At 59.8% G+C, this 16,738-nt stretch carries 15 protein-coding genes; 2 read left to right on the top strand and 13 right to left on the bottom strand.

Annotated elements, in window-relative coordinates; genetic code table 11:
* Nucleotides 1-112 precede the first annotated feature (112 nt).
* Genes AB4P91_RS20875 through AB4P91_RS20865 form a run of 3 tightly spaced genes read right to left on the bottom strand, consistent with a single transcriptional unit; the run spans nt 113 to nt 3,655 of the window.
* Nucleotides 113-1,351: a nucleoside permease gene (locus AB4P91_RS20875; protein ID WP_395603570.1), complete on the bottom strand. Its 1,239-nt coding sequence runs from the start codon at nt 1,349-1,351 to the stop codon at nt 113-115.
* 41 nt (nt 1,352-1,392) lie between these two features.
* Nucleotides 1,393-2,445: a sugar phosphate isomerase/epimerase gene (locus AB4P91_RS20870; protein ID WP_150595584.1), complete on the bottom strand. Its 1,053-nt coding sequence runs from the start codon at nt 2,443-2,445 to the stop codon at nt 1,393-1,395.
* A gap of 19 nt (nt 2,446-2,464) precedes the next feature.
* Nucleotides 2,465-3,655: a Gfo/Idh/MocA family protein gene (locus AB4P91_RS20865; RefSeq protein ID WP_150595415.1), complete on the bottom strand. Its 1,191-nt coding sequence runs from the start codon at nt 3,653-3,655 to the stop codon at nt 2,465-2,467.
* Nucleotides 3,656-3,833: 178 nt separating this feature from the next.
* Between AB4P91_RS20865 and AB4P91_RS20860 the strand changes: the two genes are divergently transcribed.
* Nucleotides 3,834-4,838 (top strand): LacI family DNA-binding transcriptional regulator, encoded by a 1,005-nt coding sequence (locus AB4P91_RS20860; protein ID WP_150595414.1) that lies wholly within the window; start codon nt 3,834-3,836, stop codon nt 4,836-4,838.
* Here the strand turns inward: AB4P91_RS20860 and AB4P91_RS20855 are convergent.
* The 5 genes from AB4P91_RS20855 to AB4P91_RS20835 form a co-directional block, all read right to left on the bottom strand.
* Nucleotides 4,835-5,158, bottom strand: coding sequence for a hypothetical protein (locus tag AB4P91_RS20855; protein ID WP_150595413.1), 324 nt, complete (start codon nt 5,156-5,158; stop codon nt 4,835-4,837). The genes AB4P91_RS20860 and AB4P91_RS20855 overlap by 4 nt on opposite strands.
* A gap of 367 nt (nt 5,159-5,525) precedes the next feature.
* Entirely contained in the window at nt 5,526-8,441 is a 2,916-nt protein-coding gene (locus AB4P91_RS20850; RefSeq protein WP_395604988.1) for a PAS domain S-box protein, read from the bottom strand.
* A gap of 174 nt (nt 8,442-8,615) precedes the next feature.
* Nucleotides 8,616-10,154, bottom strand: coding sequence for a cryptochrome/photolyase family protein (locus AB4P91_RS20845; RefSeq protein ID WP_395603569.1), 1,539 nt, complete (start codon nt 10,152-10,154; stop codon nt 8,616-8,618).
* A gap of 104 nt (nt 10,155-10,258) precedes the next feature.
* Nucleotides 10,259-11,383 carry an alkene reductase gene (locus AB4P91_RS20840; protein WP_395603568.1) on the bottom strand — a complete coding sequence of 375 codons (1,125 nt, stop codon included), beginning with the start codon at nt 11,381-11,383 and terminating at the stop codon, nt 10,259-10,261.
* A 119-nt stretch (nt 11,384-11,502) separates the two neighbouring features.
* Nucleotides 11,503-12,180: a type 1 glutamine amidotransferase domain-containing protein gene (locus AB4P91_RS20835; protein WP_150595410.1), complete on the bottom strand. Its 678-nt coding sequence runs from the start codon at nt 12,178-12,180 to the stop codon at nt 11,503-11,505.
* Nucleotides 12,181-12,389: 209 nt separating this feature from the next.
* Between AB4P91_RS20835 and AB4P91_RS20830 the strand changes: the two genes are divergently transcribed.
* A complete protein-coding gene (locus tag AB4P91_RS20830; RefSeq protein ID WP_150595409.1) occupies nt 12,390-12,974 on the top strand; it encodes a TetR/AcrR family transcriptional regulator in 585 nt (194 codons plus the stop codon).
* Nucleotides 12,975-12,987: 13 nt separating this feature from the next.
* Here AB4P91_RS20830 and AB4P91_RS20825 read toward each other — a convergent pair whose 3' ends face one another.
* The 5 genes from AB4P91_RS20825 to AB4P91_RS20805 all read right to left on the bottom strand — a co-directional run bounded on the left by AB4P91_RS20825 (nt 12,988) and on the right by AB4P91_RS20805 (nt 16,600).
* A complete protein-coding gene (locus AB4P91_RS20825) occupies nt 12,988-13,911 on the bottom strand; it encodes a LysR family transcriptional regulator (RefSeq protein WP_232391984.1) in 924 nt (307 codons plus the stop codon).
* Nucleotides 13,912-14,023: 112 nt separating this feature from the next.
* Nucleotides 14,024-14,734 carry an SDR family NAD(P)-dependent oxidoreductase gene (locus AB4P91_RS20820; RefSeq protein ID WP_150595407.1) on the bottom strand — a complete coding sequence of 237 codons (711 nt, stop codon included), beginning with the start codon at nt 14,732-14,734 and terminating at the stop codon, nt 14,024-14,026.
* 48 nt (nt 14,735-14,782) lie between these two features.
* Complete coding sequence (locus AB4P91_RS20815) at nt 14,783-15,439, bottom strand: DsbA family oxidoreductase (protein ID WP_150596597.1); 657 nt, start codon at nt 15,437-15,439, stop codon at nt 14,783-14,785.
* Entirely contained in the window at nt 15,436-15,651 is a 216-nt protein-coding gene (locus AB4P91_RS20810) for a 4-oxalocrotonate tautomerase family protein (protein ID WP_042558834.1), read from the bottom strand. Before AB4P91_RS20810 ends, AB4P91_RS20815 begins: the two co-directional genes overlap by 4 nt.
* Nucleotides 15,652-15,904: 253 nt before the next feature.
* Nucleotides 15,905-16,600, bottom strand: a complete 696-nt coding sequence (locus tag AB4P91_RS20805; protein ID WP_150595405.1) for a tRNA (adenine(22)-N(1))-methyltransferase TrmK — start codon at nt 16,598-16,600, stop codon at nt 15,905-15,907.
* Between the last annotated feature and the right edge of the window lie 138 nt (nt 16,601-16,738).

The raw sequence follows: 16,738 nt of genomic DNA, 5'->3' as shown, positions 1-16,738 counted from the left end.
GGTTTGTGCGTCGCTCACGGATCTTTGTTTCACCCCAATCTGCGGCCGGCACAACATCCTGTAGGCGCATTCGAGTGCAGCGTGCCGCAGCGCCTACAGGGGATGGTAGTGTCTAGACGGGAGAGGGGACCACCGCCTTGTCGCTGTCTTGCCCTTTGAACGTCAGCCAGAAAAGCAGCAGTACCGCGACCGAGAAACCGGCCGGAAACAGCCAGATGCTGCGCCAGTCATGCCCGTTTGGTGAGGCAAAGTGGTCGGTGATCTGGCCGGCGATCCAGAAGCCGATCAGCATGCCCAAACCGTAAGTCGCCAGGGTAATCAGGCCTTGAGCCGAGCTGCGAAAGCGCTCTGGGGCCTTGGCGTCGGTGTAGATTTGCCCGCAGACGAAGAAAAAGTCGTAGCAAACGCCGTGCAGGGCAATACCGATGAGCAGCATGAATGCCTGATCACCGTTGTCGCCGAAGGCAAACAGCACGTATCGCAGCGCCCACGCCAGCATGCCGACCAGCAACGCAATCTTGATGCCGAAGCGCTGAATGAACAGCGGCAAAAGCAGCATGAACAGCACTTCGGACACTTGCCCGATGGCCATCTTCGCCGTCGGGTTGGTGACGCCGATTTCGGCGAGGAACGGGTTGGCATTCTGGTAATAAAACGCCAGAGGAATGCAGATCAAAATGGACGCGAGGAAGAACACCAGATAGCTGCGATCCTTGAGCAGGCTCAACGCATCCACACCGAGCATCTGCTTCAGGCTCGCCGGGCCGGCAGTGGATTTCAGCGGTGCGGTATTCGGCAGGCTGAAGCTGTAGAGCCCCAACACCAGCGACGCTACGGCAGACATCAGGAAGGTGTTGCGCAAGCCGCCGGCCGCGATGGCCTGTTGGGAGTCCCAGGCAAAGCCGAAGCTGATGACGATGCCGGCGACAATCCAGCCGACCGTGCCCCAGACCCGTATGCGCGAGAACTCCAGGGCCGGGTCTTTGATTTGGCGGAACGCCACCGCATTGACCAGGGCCAGCGTCGGCATGTAGACCATCATGTAGGCCAGCACATAGGGATAAAAATCGCTGAAATCCGCTGCCCGATAGAGCTGGAACAGCAGCACTGCGCCGATCAGATGCAGCACCGCCAGGATGCGTTCGGCGTTAAAGAATCGGTCGGCAATCAGGCCAATCACGAAGGGCGCAATGATTGCCCCCCACGACTGGGTCGAGAACGCCATCCCCACCTGGCCGCCGCTGGCCGCCAGCGTTGTGGTGAGGAAGGTGCCGAGGGTGACGAACCAGCCACCCCAGATAAAAAACTGCAAAAACATCATCACGCTGAGTCGCGCATTCATTACGTTCATTTCAATCACCGTATTATTTTTATGTCGGTAACAGCGGTAAATCAGTGGTCGTGGAGCCCTAAAAGACGTCGATTCGATTGCGCGTCAGCGCTCACGCTGGCGAAGTCGTCGAACGCCTTGCGGGTCTTGGTGATCATGTGTTGTTCAATGAAGGCGGCGCCTTCGGCAGCGCCTTGCGCTGCATCTTTCAGACAGCATTCCCACTCGAGCACGGCCCAGCCGTTGAAGTCGTATTGGGTCAACTTGCTGAAGATCGATTTGAAGTCGATCTGGCCATCGCCCAGCGAGCGGAATCGGCCCGGGCGATCAACCCAGCCTTGATAGCCGCCGTAAACTCCGGAGCGCGCGTCGGGGCGGAACTCGGCGTCCTTCACATGAAACATGCGGATGCGCTCGTGATAGCGATCAATGAAGCCCAGGTAATCCATCTGCTGTAACAGCAAGTGGCTCGGGTCATACAGAATCGCCGCGCGCGGATGATGATTCACCGCCTTCAGGAAACGCTCGAAAGAGGCGCCGTCGTGCAGGTCTTCGCCGGGATGGATTTCGTAACACAGGTCGACACCGGCCTCGTCGAAACAGTCGAGTATGGGTAGCCAGCGCTTGGCCAGTTCAGTAAAACCGTGCTCGACCAGACCGGCAGGGCGTTGTGGCCACGGGTAGACATACGGCCAGAGCAGGGCGCCGGAAAAGGTTGCATGGGCTGTCAGCCCCAGGCGCTGACTGGCACGCGCCGCAAGCTTCAACTGGTTGATCGCCCACTCGGTGCGCGCTTGCGGCTTGCCACGCACATCCTGTGGGGCGAAGTCGTCGAAGAGGCTGTCGAACGCCGGATGCACCGCGACCAGTTGGCCTTGCAGATGCGTCGACAATTCGCTGATCACCACGCCGGCCCTGGCGCAGGTTGCGATGAGTTCGTCGCAGTAATCCTGACTCTCGGCGGCGCGCTCAAGATCAATGAAGCGCGTGCCAAGGGACGGCAACTGGATGGCCTTGTAGCCTTGCGAGGCCGCCCACTGTGCAATGTTGGCGAGGGAGTCGAAGGGCGCTTCGTCCGAGATGAATTGCGCGAGAAAGATGCCCGGGCCGCGCATGCCGCCAAGGTGTGTTTGATCAGTTTTCATGGGCGGATGCTCCGATTGAATGGCGAGGTATTTCGCTCCACTTGGCATCGCCGCGATGGTTGGCGATAGCGGTTTCGATGAACGCCATGCCGCGCAGGCCGGTCGCTATGCCGGGCACGCCTGGCGCGTCGGGGCCGCTCGTGCCCTCAAGAATCGCCTGCGCGAGGTCGCCGTACAGATTGGCCATGGCCTCCAGATAACCTTCCGGGTGCCCGGCAGGCAGGCGCATGCGCCGGGTTGCGGCTTCACATAGCCACGCTTGACCGAGGCCGGATCGCAGCACGCGCAGGGGTTCGTTCAAGGGTCGGTGGATCAGACTGGCGGGCTCTTCCTGACGCCACTCCAGGCCGCCCTTGTCGCCATACAGACGAATTTTCAGCGGATTCTCTTCGCCGGCGCAGACCTGACTGGCGATCAACACGCCGCTGGCACCGTCGGCCATCTTGAACAGCATGGCGGCGTCGTCATCCAGTTGGCGGCTGCCGAAGTGCGAGCCAAGCATCGCGCTGATGAACTGGATGGGCTGACCGGCGATAAACTCCGCCAGGGAAAACGCGTGAGTGCCGATGTCACCGATGCAGCCGCCGATGCCCGATTGCTCTGGGTTGTCGCGCCAGTCGGCCTGCTTGTTGCCTTGGCCGGCAACGTCGGTACTGAGCCAGCCTTGCGGGTATTCGACGAGGACTTTGCGCAAGCGACCGATAACGCCGCTGGCGACCATTTCCCGGGCCTGCCAGACCATCGCGTAACCCAGATACGTGTGCGCCAGCGCGTAGATTCGCTGACTGCGGCTGACAACGCGTTCGAGCGCCTGCACTTCGGCCAGATTGAGCGCAGCAGGCTTCTCGCTGAAAACATGGAAACCGGCGCTCAACGCTGCGCTGGCAACAGGCGCGTGCAAGTGATTAGGCGTGACGATCACCAGCAGCTCCATGCGCTGATCGGGCGACAGAATGGATTCGGCGGCGAGCATGTCTTGCCAGCTGTCATAACAGCGTTGCGCGGGCAGGCCCAGTGCGGCGCCGCTACGCTGATTGTTTTGCGCGTCTCGGCTGAACGCACCGCAGACCAGTTCGAAGCGTCCATCGAGGCCGGCTGCCTGCCGGTGTGCCTGAGCGATGAAGGCGCCTTCACCCCCACCGACGAAGCCCATTCTTATTTTTCGAGCAGGAGCAATCATGGCAATTGTCTCTGTGGAAAGTGTATGAGTTGTCTATCATGTAACCGGTTACATCGTGAGCGGAATCTAGGCTCGAAATGCACGGCTGTCAAACCATGTCGGACGAATGCCGGCGTTTCCGCGCGCACCGCTGTGCGGTAAGCTCGGCGGCCAATTTGATGGAAAGAGCGAGGCAGACTTGTCCAATATCCGCGAAGTGGCACGGCTGGCGGGCGTTTCGGTGGCAACAGTGTCAAGAACACTGAAGTCGCCGGAGCGCGTACTGCCTGACACCCGCGATCGGGTCATGGCTGCCGTCGAACAGGCGGGGTATAGGCCGAACTTGATGGCGGTGCAGTTTCGCTCACGCAGAACCGGGAATCTGGTGATTCTGGTCCCCACCATCGCCAACACATTTTTCGCCCGAGTCATCAGCGGTGCACAAAAGGCTGCGCACGCCGCCGGCTACCGATTGTTGCTGTGCGACACTCAGGGCCGCGAAGCACTGGAACGCCAGTTCGCCGATCTGGTGTACGCCCATCAAGCGGATGGCGTGATTCAACTGCGCGCCTTCGATCCCTTCGAAGGCTCAATGCCGGGGCAGGATCTGCCACCGATCGTCAATGCCTGCGAAGTGATCCAGCAAGGGCGTCATCCGACAATCAGCCTCGACAACGTCGCGGCCGCCAAAGCGATGACCGAGCATTTGATTGCGCTTGGGCATCGGCGCATAGGCCTGATCAAAGGATCGAAAGGCAGCCCGCTGACGCGCGATCGTCTGGCGGGGTACGAACAGGCGATACGCCAGGCGGGCCTTGCACTGGACGATGCGCTCGTTTGTCACGGGGATTTCAGTCTGGCTGCGGGCTATGCCGGCGCCGGAAAAATGCTGGCGCTCGACGACCGGCCAAGTGCGCTGTTTTGTGAAAATGACGAGATGGCGATTGGTGCGCTGAAGCGCATCAAGGAGCAGGGGTTGCGCGTGCCGGAGGATATCTCACTGGCCGGATTCGATGACATTCCGATGGCGGCTTATTGCGATCCGCCGCTGACAACCATCTCCCAACCGGCGGAAATGTTCGGCGAGAAGGCCGTCGAAATGCTGATTGCGCTCATCGAGAAACAGCCGTTGCCTGCCCGACATGTGGTGTTGCCGTTCCAGCTGACGCCACGTGACAGCACAGCGCGATTTGAAAAGTCTTAGTCGGCTTCCAGCTTCAACGATTGATACCATTCGGCGTACGGCGTGTTGCTCACTTTATACCGGTTGTAATCCGCACTGCCATCCTCCCACCACACCGGGCCACGCTCGCCCAAGGCCACTTTGGCGGCTTGCACATGCGCTCTCGCTGCTTTCAATTTTTGCGGGTCATTCAGCAACTTCGCCGCTTTGACGTCGCGTCGCGCGGTCATCAAATCGTCGACCAGATGCTGGCGCTGTTGCGGGTCCAACGCCGGGTTGCTGCACCGCCAAAGCTGTTCTTTGACCACGAAATAACGGCCGTCAGGCGTGGTTGGGTGCATCTGTGAGCCCCTCTCATTTTAAATGTTGATAGCCGTGATAGCGGCCGCCAAACGGCATAAACACGCTTAGTCAATCGGCTGCGCTAAACAGGGGGCTGGCACAGGCAAAATATCCAGTGACTGATCCACCGCTATCGCCAGCAGGCTGGCTCCTACAGGAAATCTGCGAAGGTCGAGATTGTATGAGCACCGCTTATCCTTGTGGGAGCTGGCTTGCCAGCGATTAAGTCCGCACAGCCGAAATGGTTGTTGGCTGACTCACCGCCATCGCTGGCAAGCCAGCTCCCACAGGTGTTGTGGCGTTCACAAGCGTAATGCACTTAAAGATCGCAGCGTGCCGCAGCGCCTGCACGGTTCTGGTTGCGGTTTACGGCATTTTCGCTTCGTACAGCAAATGACTGACCCGCGACACCAGGGTGTCGACCGCAAAAGGCTTGGTCAGCACTTGCATCCCCGGCCCGAGCTGAGCGCTGCCGATAACCGCGTTTTCGGCATAGCCGGTGATGAACAGGGTCTTGAGTTTCGGGCGGATTTCCCGGCCCGCGTCGGCCATTTGCCGGCCGTTCATGCCGCCCGGTAAACCGACATCGGTGATGAGCAGGTCGATCTGCGCGTCGGAGCGCAACGTCTCAAGGCCTTCGACGCTGTCAGCCGCGTCCAGCACGCTGTAGCCGAGTTCGCTGAGCACGTCTTTGAGCAGCATCCGCACCGTGGGTTCGTCGTCGACGATGAGGATGGTCTCGCCTGCTTTTACCAGCGGTGTTGCCGTGCTGCGGGTGGCGTCATGGTTGTGTTTTGCTTCGCCGCAATAGCGTGGCAGGTAGATGCACATCGTGGTGCCATGGCCGACTTGTGAATGCACACGCACATGGCCACCGGATTGTTTGGTGAAGCCGTAGATCATCGACAGCCCCAGACCTGTGCCCTGACCGAGCGGTTTAGTGGTGAAAAACGGGTCGAAGGCCTTGGCGATCACTTCCGCGCTCATGCCGGTGCCGGTGTCGGTGACGCAGAGGCAAAGGTACTCGCCCTCGGGAATATCCAGCGTGCGAACCGACTCGACGGCCACGGCGCGATTGGCGGTTTCCACCGTGATGCTGCCGCCATCCGGCATGGCATCGCGGGCGTTGATGCACAGGTTCAGCAGAGCGTTTTCCAACTGGCTGGCATCGACCAGCGCCGGCCACAGATCGGGTGCCACCAACGTCTTCAGGCGAATGCTCGGGCCGACGGTGCGCTGGATCAACTCGGTCATGCCGACAATCAGCGTGTTGACGTCCGTTGGCCGCGGATCGAGCGTCTGGCGCCGGGAGAACGCCAGCAGTCGATGGGTGAGCGCCGCCGCACGTTTGGTCGCACCTTGGGCGGTGGCCAAATACTTGTCGACGTCTTTGAAGCGGCCCTGAGCGATGCGTTTTTCCATCAGCTCCAGGGCGGCGGAAATGCCGGCCAGCAGATTGTTGAAGTCATGGGCCAGGCCGCCGGTCAGTTGCCCGACGGCTTCCATTTTCTGAGATTGGCGCAGCTTTTCTTCGGCTTGCATGAGATCGGCAGTGCGCGCGATTACACGTTGTTCCAGGGTGTCGTTGAGCGCGCGCAGTGCCGCGTTGGCCCGATCGCGCTCGGCCTCGACACTGCGCCGCTCTTCCACATCGATCAGCACGCCGGGGAAGCGCAGCGCAGTACCGTCGTCGGCGCACTCGACGCGTCCGTTGGCCTCAAGCCAGTTGTATTTTCCATCGGCGTCGCGCACCCGATACTGATGGGAATAGGCGCCGCCGCGGGCAATCGCTTCGTTGATCGCACCGATGAGTCCTTCCCGGTCGTCGGGGTGAACGGTCATCACCACTTGTTCCAGGCTCAGACCGGTGCGGCCCAAAGCGGGGTCGAGATTGAACACCTTGGCGAAGGCTTCATCCACGGTAAAGCTATCGGTTGGCAGGTCCCAGTGCCATGTGCCGATAATGGCGCCGGCGGCGAGGGCGAGTTGTACACGCTCGACGTTTTCACGCGCGAGTGCTTCGCTGACGCGCAGGCGCTCTTCGGCGTCGCGTCGTTCGGTGACGTCATTAAAGAGGATCGCGATTTGCCGGTCGGCCGGATCGCCAACCCGTACGGCACGCACGTCGAACCATCGTTCAAAGGTGTTGGCGTAACTTTCGAAGTTCGCCGGCTCGCCCGTCTTGGCCACGTGCCCGTAAGTCTCGAACCAGAACTTTTCCAGGTTGGGTGCAAACTCGGTCACCCATTTACCCCGCAGGTTGACCCCGCATTGACGTTCGAATGCTGGATTTGCCTCGACGAAGTAGTAATCCACCGGACGATCATCGGCGTCGAATTTGACCTTGACGATGGCAAATGCGGCTTCGATGGTTTCCAGAATGGTGCTAAAGCGTTCTTCGCTCAGGCGCAACGCCGTTTCGGCACTGCGTGAGCGCGTCAGATCAAGCATCGCGCCGATCATGCGCTCGGCGCGGCCGTCGGCGTCGCGGATCAAGTGGCCGCGGTCGAGCACTTCGGCATAGGAACCGTCCTGGCAGCGGAAGCGGTACTCGGCGCTCCAGGTCGATCCGCTGCCCTCGATGGCCGAGCGAATCGAGGTCTCGACGCGTTCGCGATCCTGCGGATGGATCTGGGCAAAGCGCCATTCACTCGTCGAGTCAATGGCTGCGCACGGGAATCCATAAGCCTGTTGCAGGGCTTCGTTCCAGACAATCTGCCGGGTCTGCAGATCCCAGTCCCAGACCGCATCGCGTGTGGCCTTGAGCGCCAGGCGATAGCGCTCTTGCGATTCGAAAAGCGCACGGCCAGCGAGATGCTCCTGGGTGCGGTCACGAAGGATTTTCACGAAGCCCAAATGGGATTGATCGTCAGCATAAAGCGGCATCAGTTCGCCCGACGCCCAGAACAATTTGCCGTCCTTGCGCAGGTGCCAACGCTCATCCCAGGCGCGTCCCTCAAGCAAAGCGCGTTGCATTTCCAATTCAACGCGACCCGTCGCGCGATCCGTCGGCGTGAAAAAAATCGCGGCGCTTTGGCCGAGTATTTCTTCAGCGGTCCAGCCCATGACATTGACGGCGCCGGCGTTCCATTCGGTAATGTTGCCTCGCGGGTCGGTGGCGACCATGGCGAAATCGATCGCGCACTCGAAGATTGCCCGCTGGCGCGCTTCACTGGCGGCGAGCGCCGCACGGCTGGCGGCCAGTTGCGCGGCGATATCGTGCTGTGCGCCGTTGACGAGTGTTTGTCCTGCGCTGGTTTCCAGCGCCTGGCGCAGACGCATGACCTCGGATTCAAGCGCTTCGCGGGTTAGATGTTTCAGGATTTTCACCACTCACGCCTGGTTGATTATTGTGGTCCTTGCTCGTTTTGCGCGTTGCAAACGAACACTACGGGTGACCCATTGACACGGCGCGCCTTACATAAGTTGCAGCCTTGAAGTGCGGTGCTTGCGGATCTACAACGACTGCCCGTTATCCAGCGTGTCGAGCAGCATTTGCCCGCGTTGCCAAAGGGCCTGCTGTTTGGCTTCTGGCATGCGGTCGAGGTTCTTATAGAGCATGCCCATGCGCTGATTACTGCGCAGCAGGTTGCCGTGACGCATGAGGAAATGCCAGTACAACGCATTGAATGGGCAGGCATTGTCGGTGGTGCTTTCACTCACCTTGTAAGCGCAATCGCGACAGTAATCGGACATTCGCTTGATGTATTGGCCACTGGCGCAGTACGGCTTGGAGCCCAGGTATCCGCCATCGGCGTGCATGACCATGCCCAGGGTGTTGGGCAATTCGACCCAGTCGAACGCGTCCATGTAAATGGCCAGATACCACTCGCAGATCTCGCTCGGCGCGATGCCCGCCAGCAGGGCGAAATTGCCCGTGACCATGAGCCGCTGGATATGGTGTGCATAGGCATGTTCGAGACTTTGACCGATGGCCTGGCGCATGCAGTTCATCTGTGTTTCGCCGGTCCAGTAGAACTCCGGCAATGGCCGGGTGTTACCGAATGAATTGCCGTGGGCGTAGTCAGGCATTTTCAGCCAGTAGACCCCGCGCACATATTCACGCCAGCCGATCAGCTGCCGAATGAAGCCTTCGGCGGCATTCAGGGCCACGCTGCCCGCCGAGTAGGCCGATTCGACGTCGCTGCACAATTGCCGCAGATCGAGCAAGCCGATGTTGAGTGCCGCACTGATGCGCGCATGGAACAGAAACGGCTCGTCGATGGCCATGGCGTCCTGATAATCACCAAAACCGGCCAGGCCGAAATCCAGAAAATATTGCCACAGCGCTTGGGCGTCGGCGTGGGTCACCGGGTAGTTGAAATCATCCACAGCGCCGTAGTGACTGGCGAAACGCTCGCGCACCAAAGCGAGGACTTGCTGAGTGACAGGGTCCGCGCTGAAGCTGAGCGGGTAGGGCGGCTTGACGCCTTTGGGCAGCGACTTGCGGTTGTCGGCGTCGAAATTCCACGCGCCACCCACCGGAGTGCCGTCGCCATTGAGCAACAGCCTGCTTTTGCGGCGCATCTCGCGGTAGAAGTACTCCATGCGCAGCTGCTTTTTATCGGCCGCCCAATCGGCGAACTCGGCACGGGTGCATAGAAAACGGCTGTCACTGTGCCAATGGATGGGCAAACCACAATCGCGCAGCGAATGCTCCAAACGCCAATCGCCGCATTCGGTCAGGTGCAACTCGTCCGGCTTTAGAAGCGCATGCCAGCGCTGCAACTCACTCGGTACAGCGCCGGTGTTTTGTGGATCATCGAGCCTGACGTACTGCACCCGAAAGCCTTGCGCCTGCAACGCCTGAGCAAAATGACGCATGGCGCTGAACACCAGAACGATTTTTTGCGGATGGTGAGGAACATGGCTGGCTTCCTCCATCACCTCGACCAACAGGACGGTATCGCGTTCTCGATCAAGCCCCTGCAACGAGGCGAGATCGAAAGATAACTGGTCACCGAGGACCAGGCATAAGCGGTTAACGGTCTTCATTCGAACGCAATCAGCCTGATGAGAGGCAGTAGGGGTAGCCGGTGGTGGGAAAGTCCTCGCTTAGATAGTTGTACGAAAATTTCCTTTTGTATAGGTTTTTTTTGCTAGCCGGAATACACCGGATAATCGATATAACCTTCAGCGCTGCCGCCATACACCGTGGCCGGGTTCAGTGCATTCAGCGGCCAGCCGTTGGCGATTCGCGCAGGCAGATCCGGGTTGGCCATAAACGGCCGACCGAAAGCGACGAAATCAGCGAGACCGGAGTCGAGCAACTGCGCACCGGTTTCGGCGTTGTAGCGCCCGGCATAGATAATCGCGCCGCTGAAGGTATCGCGCACCGCTTGGCGGAAGGTTTGCGGCATCGCTGGCGCATCGTCCCAATCGGCTTCGGCGATGGACAGATAAGCAATGCCGACGTCTTCCAGCACCTTGATGGCTTCTATATAGGTGGTGTGCGGATCTTCCTCGACCAGGCCTAGGTACGTGCGCGCCTCATCGGTGGTGGTGAACAGCGGCGCGAAGCGCACGCCGACCTTCTCCTTGCCAATGCACTCGGCGACGCCCGCCACCACGTCGCGCAGAAAACGCAGGCGATTGTGCAGCGAACCACCGTATTGATCGGTGCGCAGATTGCTGTGGGCGGAGATGAACTGGTTGACCAGATAGCCATTGGCGCAGTGCAGTTCGATGCCGTCGAAACCGGCGTCCATCGCGTTGCGTGCTGCCTGGATATAGAGCTGGATCAGCTCCTGAACTTCATCAGTGCTCAACGCGCGCGGTGCGGACGGCGGCACCAGCTCGCCTTTGCCTGGCGCGGTTTCGATGAACACACTGACCCGGTCGGTCGCCACGGCGGAAGCCGATACCGGCGCCTCGCCGCCAGGTTGCAACGCACTGTGCGACACACGACCCACGTGCCAGAGCTGGGCGAAAATCACCCCGTCGACCGCATGCACGGCATCGGTGACTTTGCGCCATCCGGCAATTTGCTCGGGGGTGTGAATGCCCGGCGTCCAGGCATAACCCTGACCCCGCGGCTCGATCTGGGTGCCTTCGGTCACCAGCAAACCCGCGCCGGCGCGCTGCTGGTAATACTCGGCCATCAATTCATTGGCGACGTTGCCCGGTTGGGTACTGCGCTGGCGGGTGAGAGGCGGCAGGACGATGCGGTTTTTCAGGGTGTGCAGGCCCAATCGGGTGGGGGTGAAGAAACGGCTGTTGTTCATGAATGACCTTTTTACTGGTTTATTAGACCAGTCAACTATTGAGTGAGCGTAAAAAAAACGCCGTGCATGACGCGCACGGCGTTCGGGTGTTATTCCCGCGTGGGGCTTGACGTGAAAAATCAGCCGAGCATCTTCAGCAGTTTTTCGGCGACCGCTGCGGAGCTGGCAGGGTTCTGGCCAGTGACCAATTGCCCGTCGGCCACCACATGTACTTGCCAGTCGGCGACTTTGGAGTAGTAACCGCCAAGACGCTGGAACTCGTCTTCGATCAGGAACGGCACAACCTCAGTCAAACCGACCGCGGCTTCTTCGGCATTAGTGAAACCGGTGACCTGGCGATGCTGGATCAGCGGCTTGCCCTCGGCATTCAAAACGTGGCGCAGTACGCCCGGTGCGTGGCAAACGAAACCGTGCGGTTTGTTGCTGCGGTCGAAGGCTTCGATCAAAGCGATCGACTGCTTGTCTTCGGCCAGATCCCACAACGGGCCGTGGCCACCCGGGTAGAACACCGCATCGAAATCATCCGCCCGAACATCCGCCAGACGCCCGGTATTGGCCAGTGCCTGTTGGGCGGCCGGATCATTGCGAAAGCGATCGGTCTCGGCGGTTTGTGCATCTGGCTCGTCGCTTTTCGGATCCAGAGGTGGCTGGCCACCGGCCGGGGACACCAGCGTGACGTCGGCGCCAGCGTCCTTGAAGGCGTAGTAAGGAGCAGCGAACTCTTCGAGCCAGAAGCCGGTTTTCTTGCCGGTGTCGCCAAGTTGATCGTGCGAAGTCAGAACCATCAAGATTTTCATAAAGCACCCTTGGTTGATCAGGTGGCGTCGCTGCGCAACGGATTTGCGAAACGCCGACACCGGGAGATGAGTTGTCGGAGCGCAGCATAGATTCCAAATAGACCAGTCGTCTAGTAATTTTTTCTGCGCAGGTTTTTCACTGACAGGTATGGCAAACTCTCGTTCCCTGGAAATATACGACTGGTCTATTGTCTGGTAATTTGCGCCCCATGAAACCGACCTACGACGACACCCGCCAACACTTGCTCGATACCGGCCACCGAATGATGGCCGAGAAGGGCTTCACCAGTGTCGGCCTCAATGAAATCCTGCAAACCGCTGGCGTGCCCAAGGGCTCGTTCTACCACTATTTCAAATCCAAAGAGCTCTACGGCCAGGCCTTGCTCGCGGATTACTTTGTCGGTTATCTCGCCGACATGGAGCGGCGCCTGACGTTGCCGGGGCTGACCGCTTATGAGCGGTTGATGGATTACTGGCTGGGCTGGCAGAACCGCTGCACCCTCGAAGGCCACGGCGATGAGTGTCTGGTGGTGAAACTCAGCGCCGAAGTCGCCGACCTGTCCGAGTCGATGCGCCTCACCTTGCGTGATGGCGCCGAACAAGTGGTGTCGCGCATTACCCTGTGCATCGAGCAGGGCCAGGCTGAAAACAGCCTTCCTGACGGCGATGCTCGGCAATTGGCGGAAACCCTGTACCAGATGTGGTTGGGCGCCAGTCTTCTGAACAAGTTGCAGCGCACCGGGCAGTCGCTGAACACGTCGATGGCGACCACCCGGCAACTGCTCAGCGTTTGAGTTCGACGGTCGGCTAAAGCGCCGCCCATTGATCCCGGTATTGCAGCAGAAAATCAACGAAGGCCCGCACGTGTTGCGGCACGTAGCGGCCGTGTGGATAGAGCAAGGTGTAAGGTCTGGAACGACCTTTATAGGGCTGCAGGACTTCGACGAGGCGGCCGTCCGCCAATTCCTGTTCGACAATGAATTTGTAGGTCTGAAACACCCCGGCACCGTGCTTGGCCAGGGTCACGCCACCGAGCACATCGTCGGAGCAAGAGTAACCGCCGTCCGAAATAAGCTCTCGATCGCTGCCATGTTCCTGAAACAGCCATGAAATCCGCCGTCCGCTGCTGGGCAGTTCGAACTGGATGCACTCGTGGTCCGCCAGATCCTCCAGCGTCTGCGGCGTACCGGCCTTGCGCAGATACTCGGGCGAGGCGACCACCACCAGTTTGGCGTCCTCCAGCAGGCGCGCAATCATCGTTGAGTCCGGTTGGGCGCGGACGCGGATTGCCAAATCGTAGCCCTCGGCGACGAAGTCGATGTTGCGATTACCCAAGTGGATATCGACGGTGACGTCGGGGTACAGCGCGCGAAATTTTGGCAGCAGCGGCAGGATGCGGTGGTGACCGTAAGTGGTCGGCAGGCTGATGCGCAATCTTCCTGACGCACTTGTCTGTGCGCCCATGACCTCTTGCTGAGCTTCAACCAGTTGGGTCAGCGCCTGGTTGCACTGGACGAAGAAGTTTCTCCCGGCCTCGGTCAAGCGAATACTGCGCGTGGTTCGCGCAAAGAGCCGAGCACCGAGCCGTTGTTCCAGACGCAGAATCGACCGGCTCACCGCTGCCGGTGTCACCCCGGCCAGTTGCGCCGCCGCGGTGAAGCTGCCCGCTTCGGCGGCGAGGCAAAAGAGTTCGATACTGCCCAACTGCAAGTCTTCAAAGTGGCGCTTCATAATCGATTACACCGAGGCTTGACGGATCTTTCATCCCGGTATTTACCACAACAAACGGCACCGCCGGTATAGACCGACGGTGCCGTTTGTTGTTGCAAGGACAGCGGCTGGATCAATGTCCCGCGCTCTGGCCACCGTCGACGTGCAGGATCTCGCCCGTGACAAAGTTCGCGTTATCCAGATAGAGGATCGCTTGCACGATGTCATCAATCTCGCCCATGTGGCCAACCGGGTGGAGATTGCCCAGCGCTTCGTGGGTTTCCACGCCGTGCATTGGCGTCTTGATGATGCCCGGCGAAACCGCGTTGACGCGAATGCCGCGCTTGGCGTACTCGATGGCCAGCGATTTGGTTGCCGCGTTGATGCCGCCCTTGGTCAGCGAAGCGAGCACCGAAGGCACGCCGTCAATCGCGTGGTCGACCAGGCTGGTGGTAACGCTGACGACGTGGCCGCTACGGTTTTTTTCCATCTCGGCAATGGCCAGTTGGGTGATGTAGAAGAAGCCGCTCATGTTGGTCGCCACGACCTGGGCGTAATCTTCTTTGCTGTAATCGGTGAAGGGCTTGGCGACGAAGATGCCCGCGTTGTTGACCAGTGTGTCGATGCGACCAAAGCGTGCAACGGCTTCACGGATCACCCGCTCGGCGGTTTGCGGATCAGCGATGTCGCCCGCGACGGTCAGAATATCCGGGTCCGACGATGGTTTGACGGAGCGAGACGTCGCGACAACCTGATACCCGCGATCGCGAAAACCCTTGACCAGGCCAGCGCCAATGCCTTGCGAGGCGCCGGTGACCACTACAACTTTATGGGAAGTGCTCATGATGAATTCCTCATTGAATCGATAGGGATGAGTAGAAAAATCTGCAAATCAGGCGTGAGCGGTCTCTCGGGCCGCCTGCCGTAACGCTTGCTGGTATTCGGCGACCGAGTGCGATCCGGACATCAGTTCTCGGTCGTTGAGCACCATCGCCGGGACCGAATTGATGCCCCGCGCCTGATAAAACTGCTGAAGCTCGCGGACCTCCTGACTGAACTCGCCGCTCGCCAACACTGCTTGCGCACGTCCGGTGTCGAGGCCGACTTCGCCCGCGAGATTCACCAGCGTTTGCGCGTCATCCGGGTTCTTGCCGTCGGTGAAGTAGGCTCGTAACAGAGCTTGCTTCAGTGCGCGTTGACGGCCTTCGACGTGTGCCCAAAACAACAGGCGATGTGCATTGAACGTGTTGAAGAAGTGACTGCGTTTTTCCAGGTCGAAGCTAAAGCCGATGTCTTTGCCGCGTTGAATGATCATCGCGTTGCGCTCCGCCACTTGCTGAGCGCTACGGCCATATTTGCGCATCATGTGCTCGACGGCGTGTTCACCGACGGCCGGCATATCCGGGTTCAGTTCGAACGGTTTGTAGGTCAGTTCAACATCGATCTCACCGGCCAGATTCGCAATCGCTTGCTCAAGTGCCGTAGCGCCCAAGGCGCACCACGGGCAGACCACATCCGAGACAAAGTCGATTTTCACCGTGCGGCTCATGACTGTTCGTCCGCTAGCTGCTGGCGGTACTCGGTGGTCGTTATACCGGCGTAACCCCAGTTATCCGTGTCGACTTCTTCAATCACGATGTGCGTGAGTTTTGGGTCCTTGTTGAGTACTCGCTCCATCGTTTCGGTGATCTCTTTGATCACCTGGGCTTTTTGCTCGCGAGTGACGCCGTCACGGGTGATGCGTACGCTGATGAAAGGCATTGGAGTAACTCCACTAGCCAGCCTGTCGGGATGATGGGCTGCTGTTGGAGAGAACTTTAAGAAGTCGCGCGCGATTGATAAATACGCCTTGAGGTACTTCATTTGTGATGCGGTGTATCAAATCGAAAGGGGCGAACCCTGCGGGATCCTTCCACTGAGGGCGATGGCGGGGGAGTTGTTCAGGAGCCTAGGTCGCAACGGATGTGCGCCCAGGATTGAAGCGAAGCGGTTTTTACGGTCAGGCGTACGCCACTCAAGCCAATAAATCGGTGATCCATTGCGCTTGTTGCGTGATCTCTTGCACTTTCGCCTCGGGTAACGCCTGCCGCGCTCGGGCGAACTGGCTCAGGGTCTTTTGTTTCTCGCGCAAGATGCGCTGCCACTTGCTCAGAAACGCCGGGCTGCGCGCCTGCATCTGCAGTGGCCCGAAGTACAACTCCGGACCCGTGTAGGCGACGGGTTCTGCGCGCTCGGCCACAATGATTTCGTAGTAGAAGCGGTTCTCCCACAGCAGTTCTTCACAGCGGATGCAGTAGCCGTTATCCATCAGCCATTGGCGCAGGGGTTGTTCGCCGCCGTTGGGTTGCAGGATCAGGCGTTCGGCGCCCCCAAGCTTCGCTTTGCCGCTGTCGAGAATGTCGCGGATCGTCTCGCCGCCCATGCCGCAAATGCTGATCGCGGTGATTGCGTCGCCAGGCTCGATTGCCGCCAGACCACTGGCATGACGCACGGTGATGTGCTGTTCAAGATCGTTCTCGCGCACCGTGCGTTCAGCCGAGCGGAACGGCGTCAACGCCACTTCGCCAGCCACTGCCGCTGCAATCACGCCACGGCGCATCAGCGCCACCGGCAGATAGCCGTGATCCGAGCCGATATCGGCCAGTCGCGCGCCGGCGGGCACGTGCGCCGCCACGCGCTCCAGGCGCATGGACAATGTGTGTTCGTTCAACGACAACCCCTGTTCAACACTGACCTGCGGCACTGATGGCCGCAAAAGGGGTGCGACTTTGTCGAGCTACGCGTTGCCTGTCAAATCCCGCTGATAAGGGCCACGTTGCGATCCGCTGGCAGCGCCGGTTTCGCCAGC

Origin of the sequence: Pseudomonas sp. B21128, assembly GCF_044218865.1 — a bacterium.
In the GTDB taxonomy this organism is placed as follows: domain Bacteria; phylum Pseudomonadota; class Gammaproteobacteria; order Pseudomonadales; family Pseudomonadaceae; genus Aquipseudomonas; species Aquipseudomonas iridis.
The sequence above is the reverse complement of the archived record's forward strand: the minus strand, read 5'-3'. Positions and strand labels throughout refer to the sequence as shown.

What these genes read in the sequence shown, in the direction of transcription:
- AB4P91_RS20855 (WP_150595413.1), bottom strand. Translation starts at nt 5,158, where the DNA reads ATGCACCCAACCACGCCTGACGGCCGTTATTTCGTGGTCAAAGAACAG.
- AB4P91_RS20810 (WP_042558834.1), bottom strand. Translation starts at nt 15,651, where the DNA reads ATGCCTTTCATCAGCGTACGCATCACCCGTGACGGCGTCACTCGCGAG.
- AB4P91_RS20870 (WP_150595584.1), bottom strand. Translation starts at nt 2,445, where the DNA reads ATGCGCGGCCCGGGCATCTTTCTCGCGCAATTCATCTCGGACGAAGCG.
- AB4P91_RS20835 (WP_150595410.1), bottom strand. Translation starts at nt 12,180, where the DNA reads ATGAAAATCTTGATGGTTCTGACTTCGCACGATCAACTTGGCGACACC.
- AB4P91_RS20875 (WP_395603570.1), bottom strand. Translation starts at nt 1,351, where the DNA reads ATGAACGTAATGAATGCGCGACTCAGCGTGATGATGTTTTTGCAGTTT.
- AB4P91_RS20830 (WP_150595409.1), top strand. Translation starts at nt 12,390, where the DNA reads ATGAAACCGACCTACGACGACACCCGCCAACACTTGCTCGATACCGGC.
- AB4P91_RS20825 (WP_232391984.1), bottom strand. Translation starts at nt 13,911, where the DNA reads ATGAAGCGCCACTTTGAAGACTTGCAGTTGGGCAGTATCGAACTCTTT.
- AB4P91_RS20815 (WP_150596597.1), bottom strand. Translation starts at nt 15,439, where the DNA reads ATGAGCCGCACGGTGAAAATCGACTTTGTCTCGGATGTGGTCTGCCCG.
- AB4P91_RS20820 (WP_150595407.1), bottom strand. Translation starts at nt 14,734, where the DNA reads ATGAGCACTTCCCATAAAGTTGTAGTGGTCACCGGCGCCTCGCAAGGC.
- AB4P91_RS20865 (WP_150595415.1), bottom strand. Translation starts at nt 3,655, where the DNA reads ATGATTGCTCCTGCTCGAAAAATAAGAATGGGCTTCGTCGGTGGGGGT.
- AB4P91_RS20840 (WP_395603568.1), bottom strand. Translation starts at nt 11,383, where the DNA reads ATGAACAACAGCCGTTTCTTCACCCCCACCCGATTGGGCCTGCACACC.
- AB4P91_RS20850 (WP_395604988.1), bottom strand. Translation starts at nt 8,441, where the DNA reads ATGCGTCTGCGCCAGGCGCTGGAAACCAGCGCAGGACAAACACTCGTC.
- AB4P91_RS20845 (WP_395603569.1), bottom strand. Translation starts at nt 10,154, where the DNA reads ATGAAGACCGTTAACCGCTTATGCCTGGTCCTCGGTGACCAGTTATCT.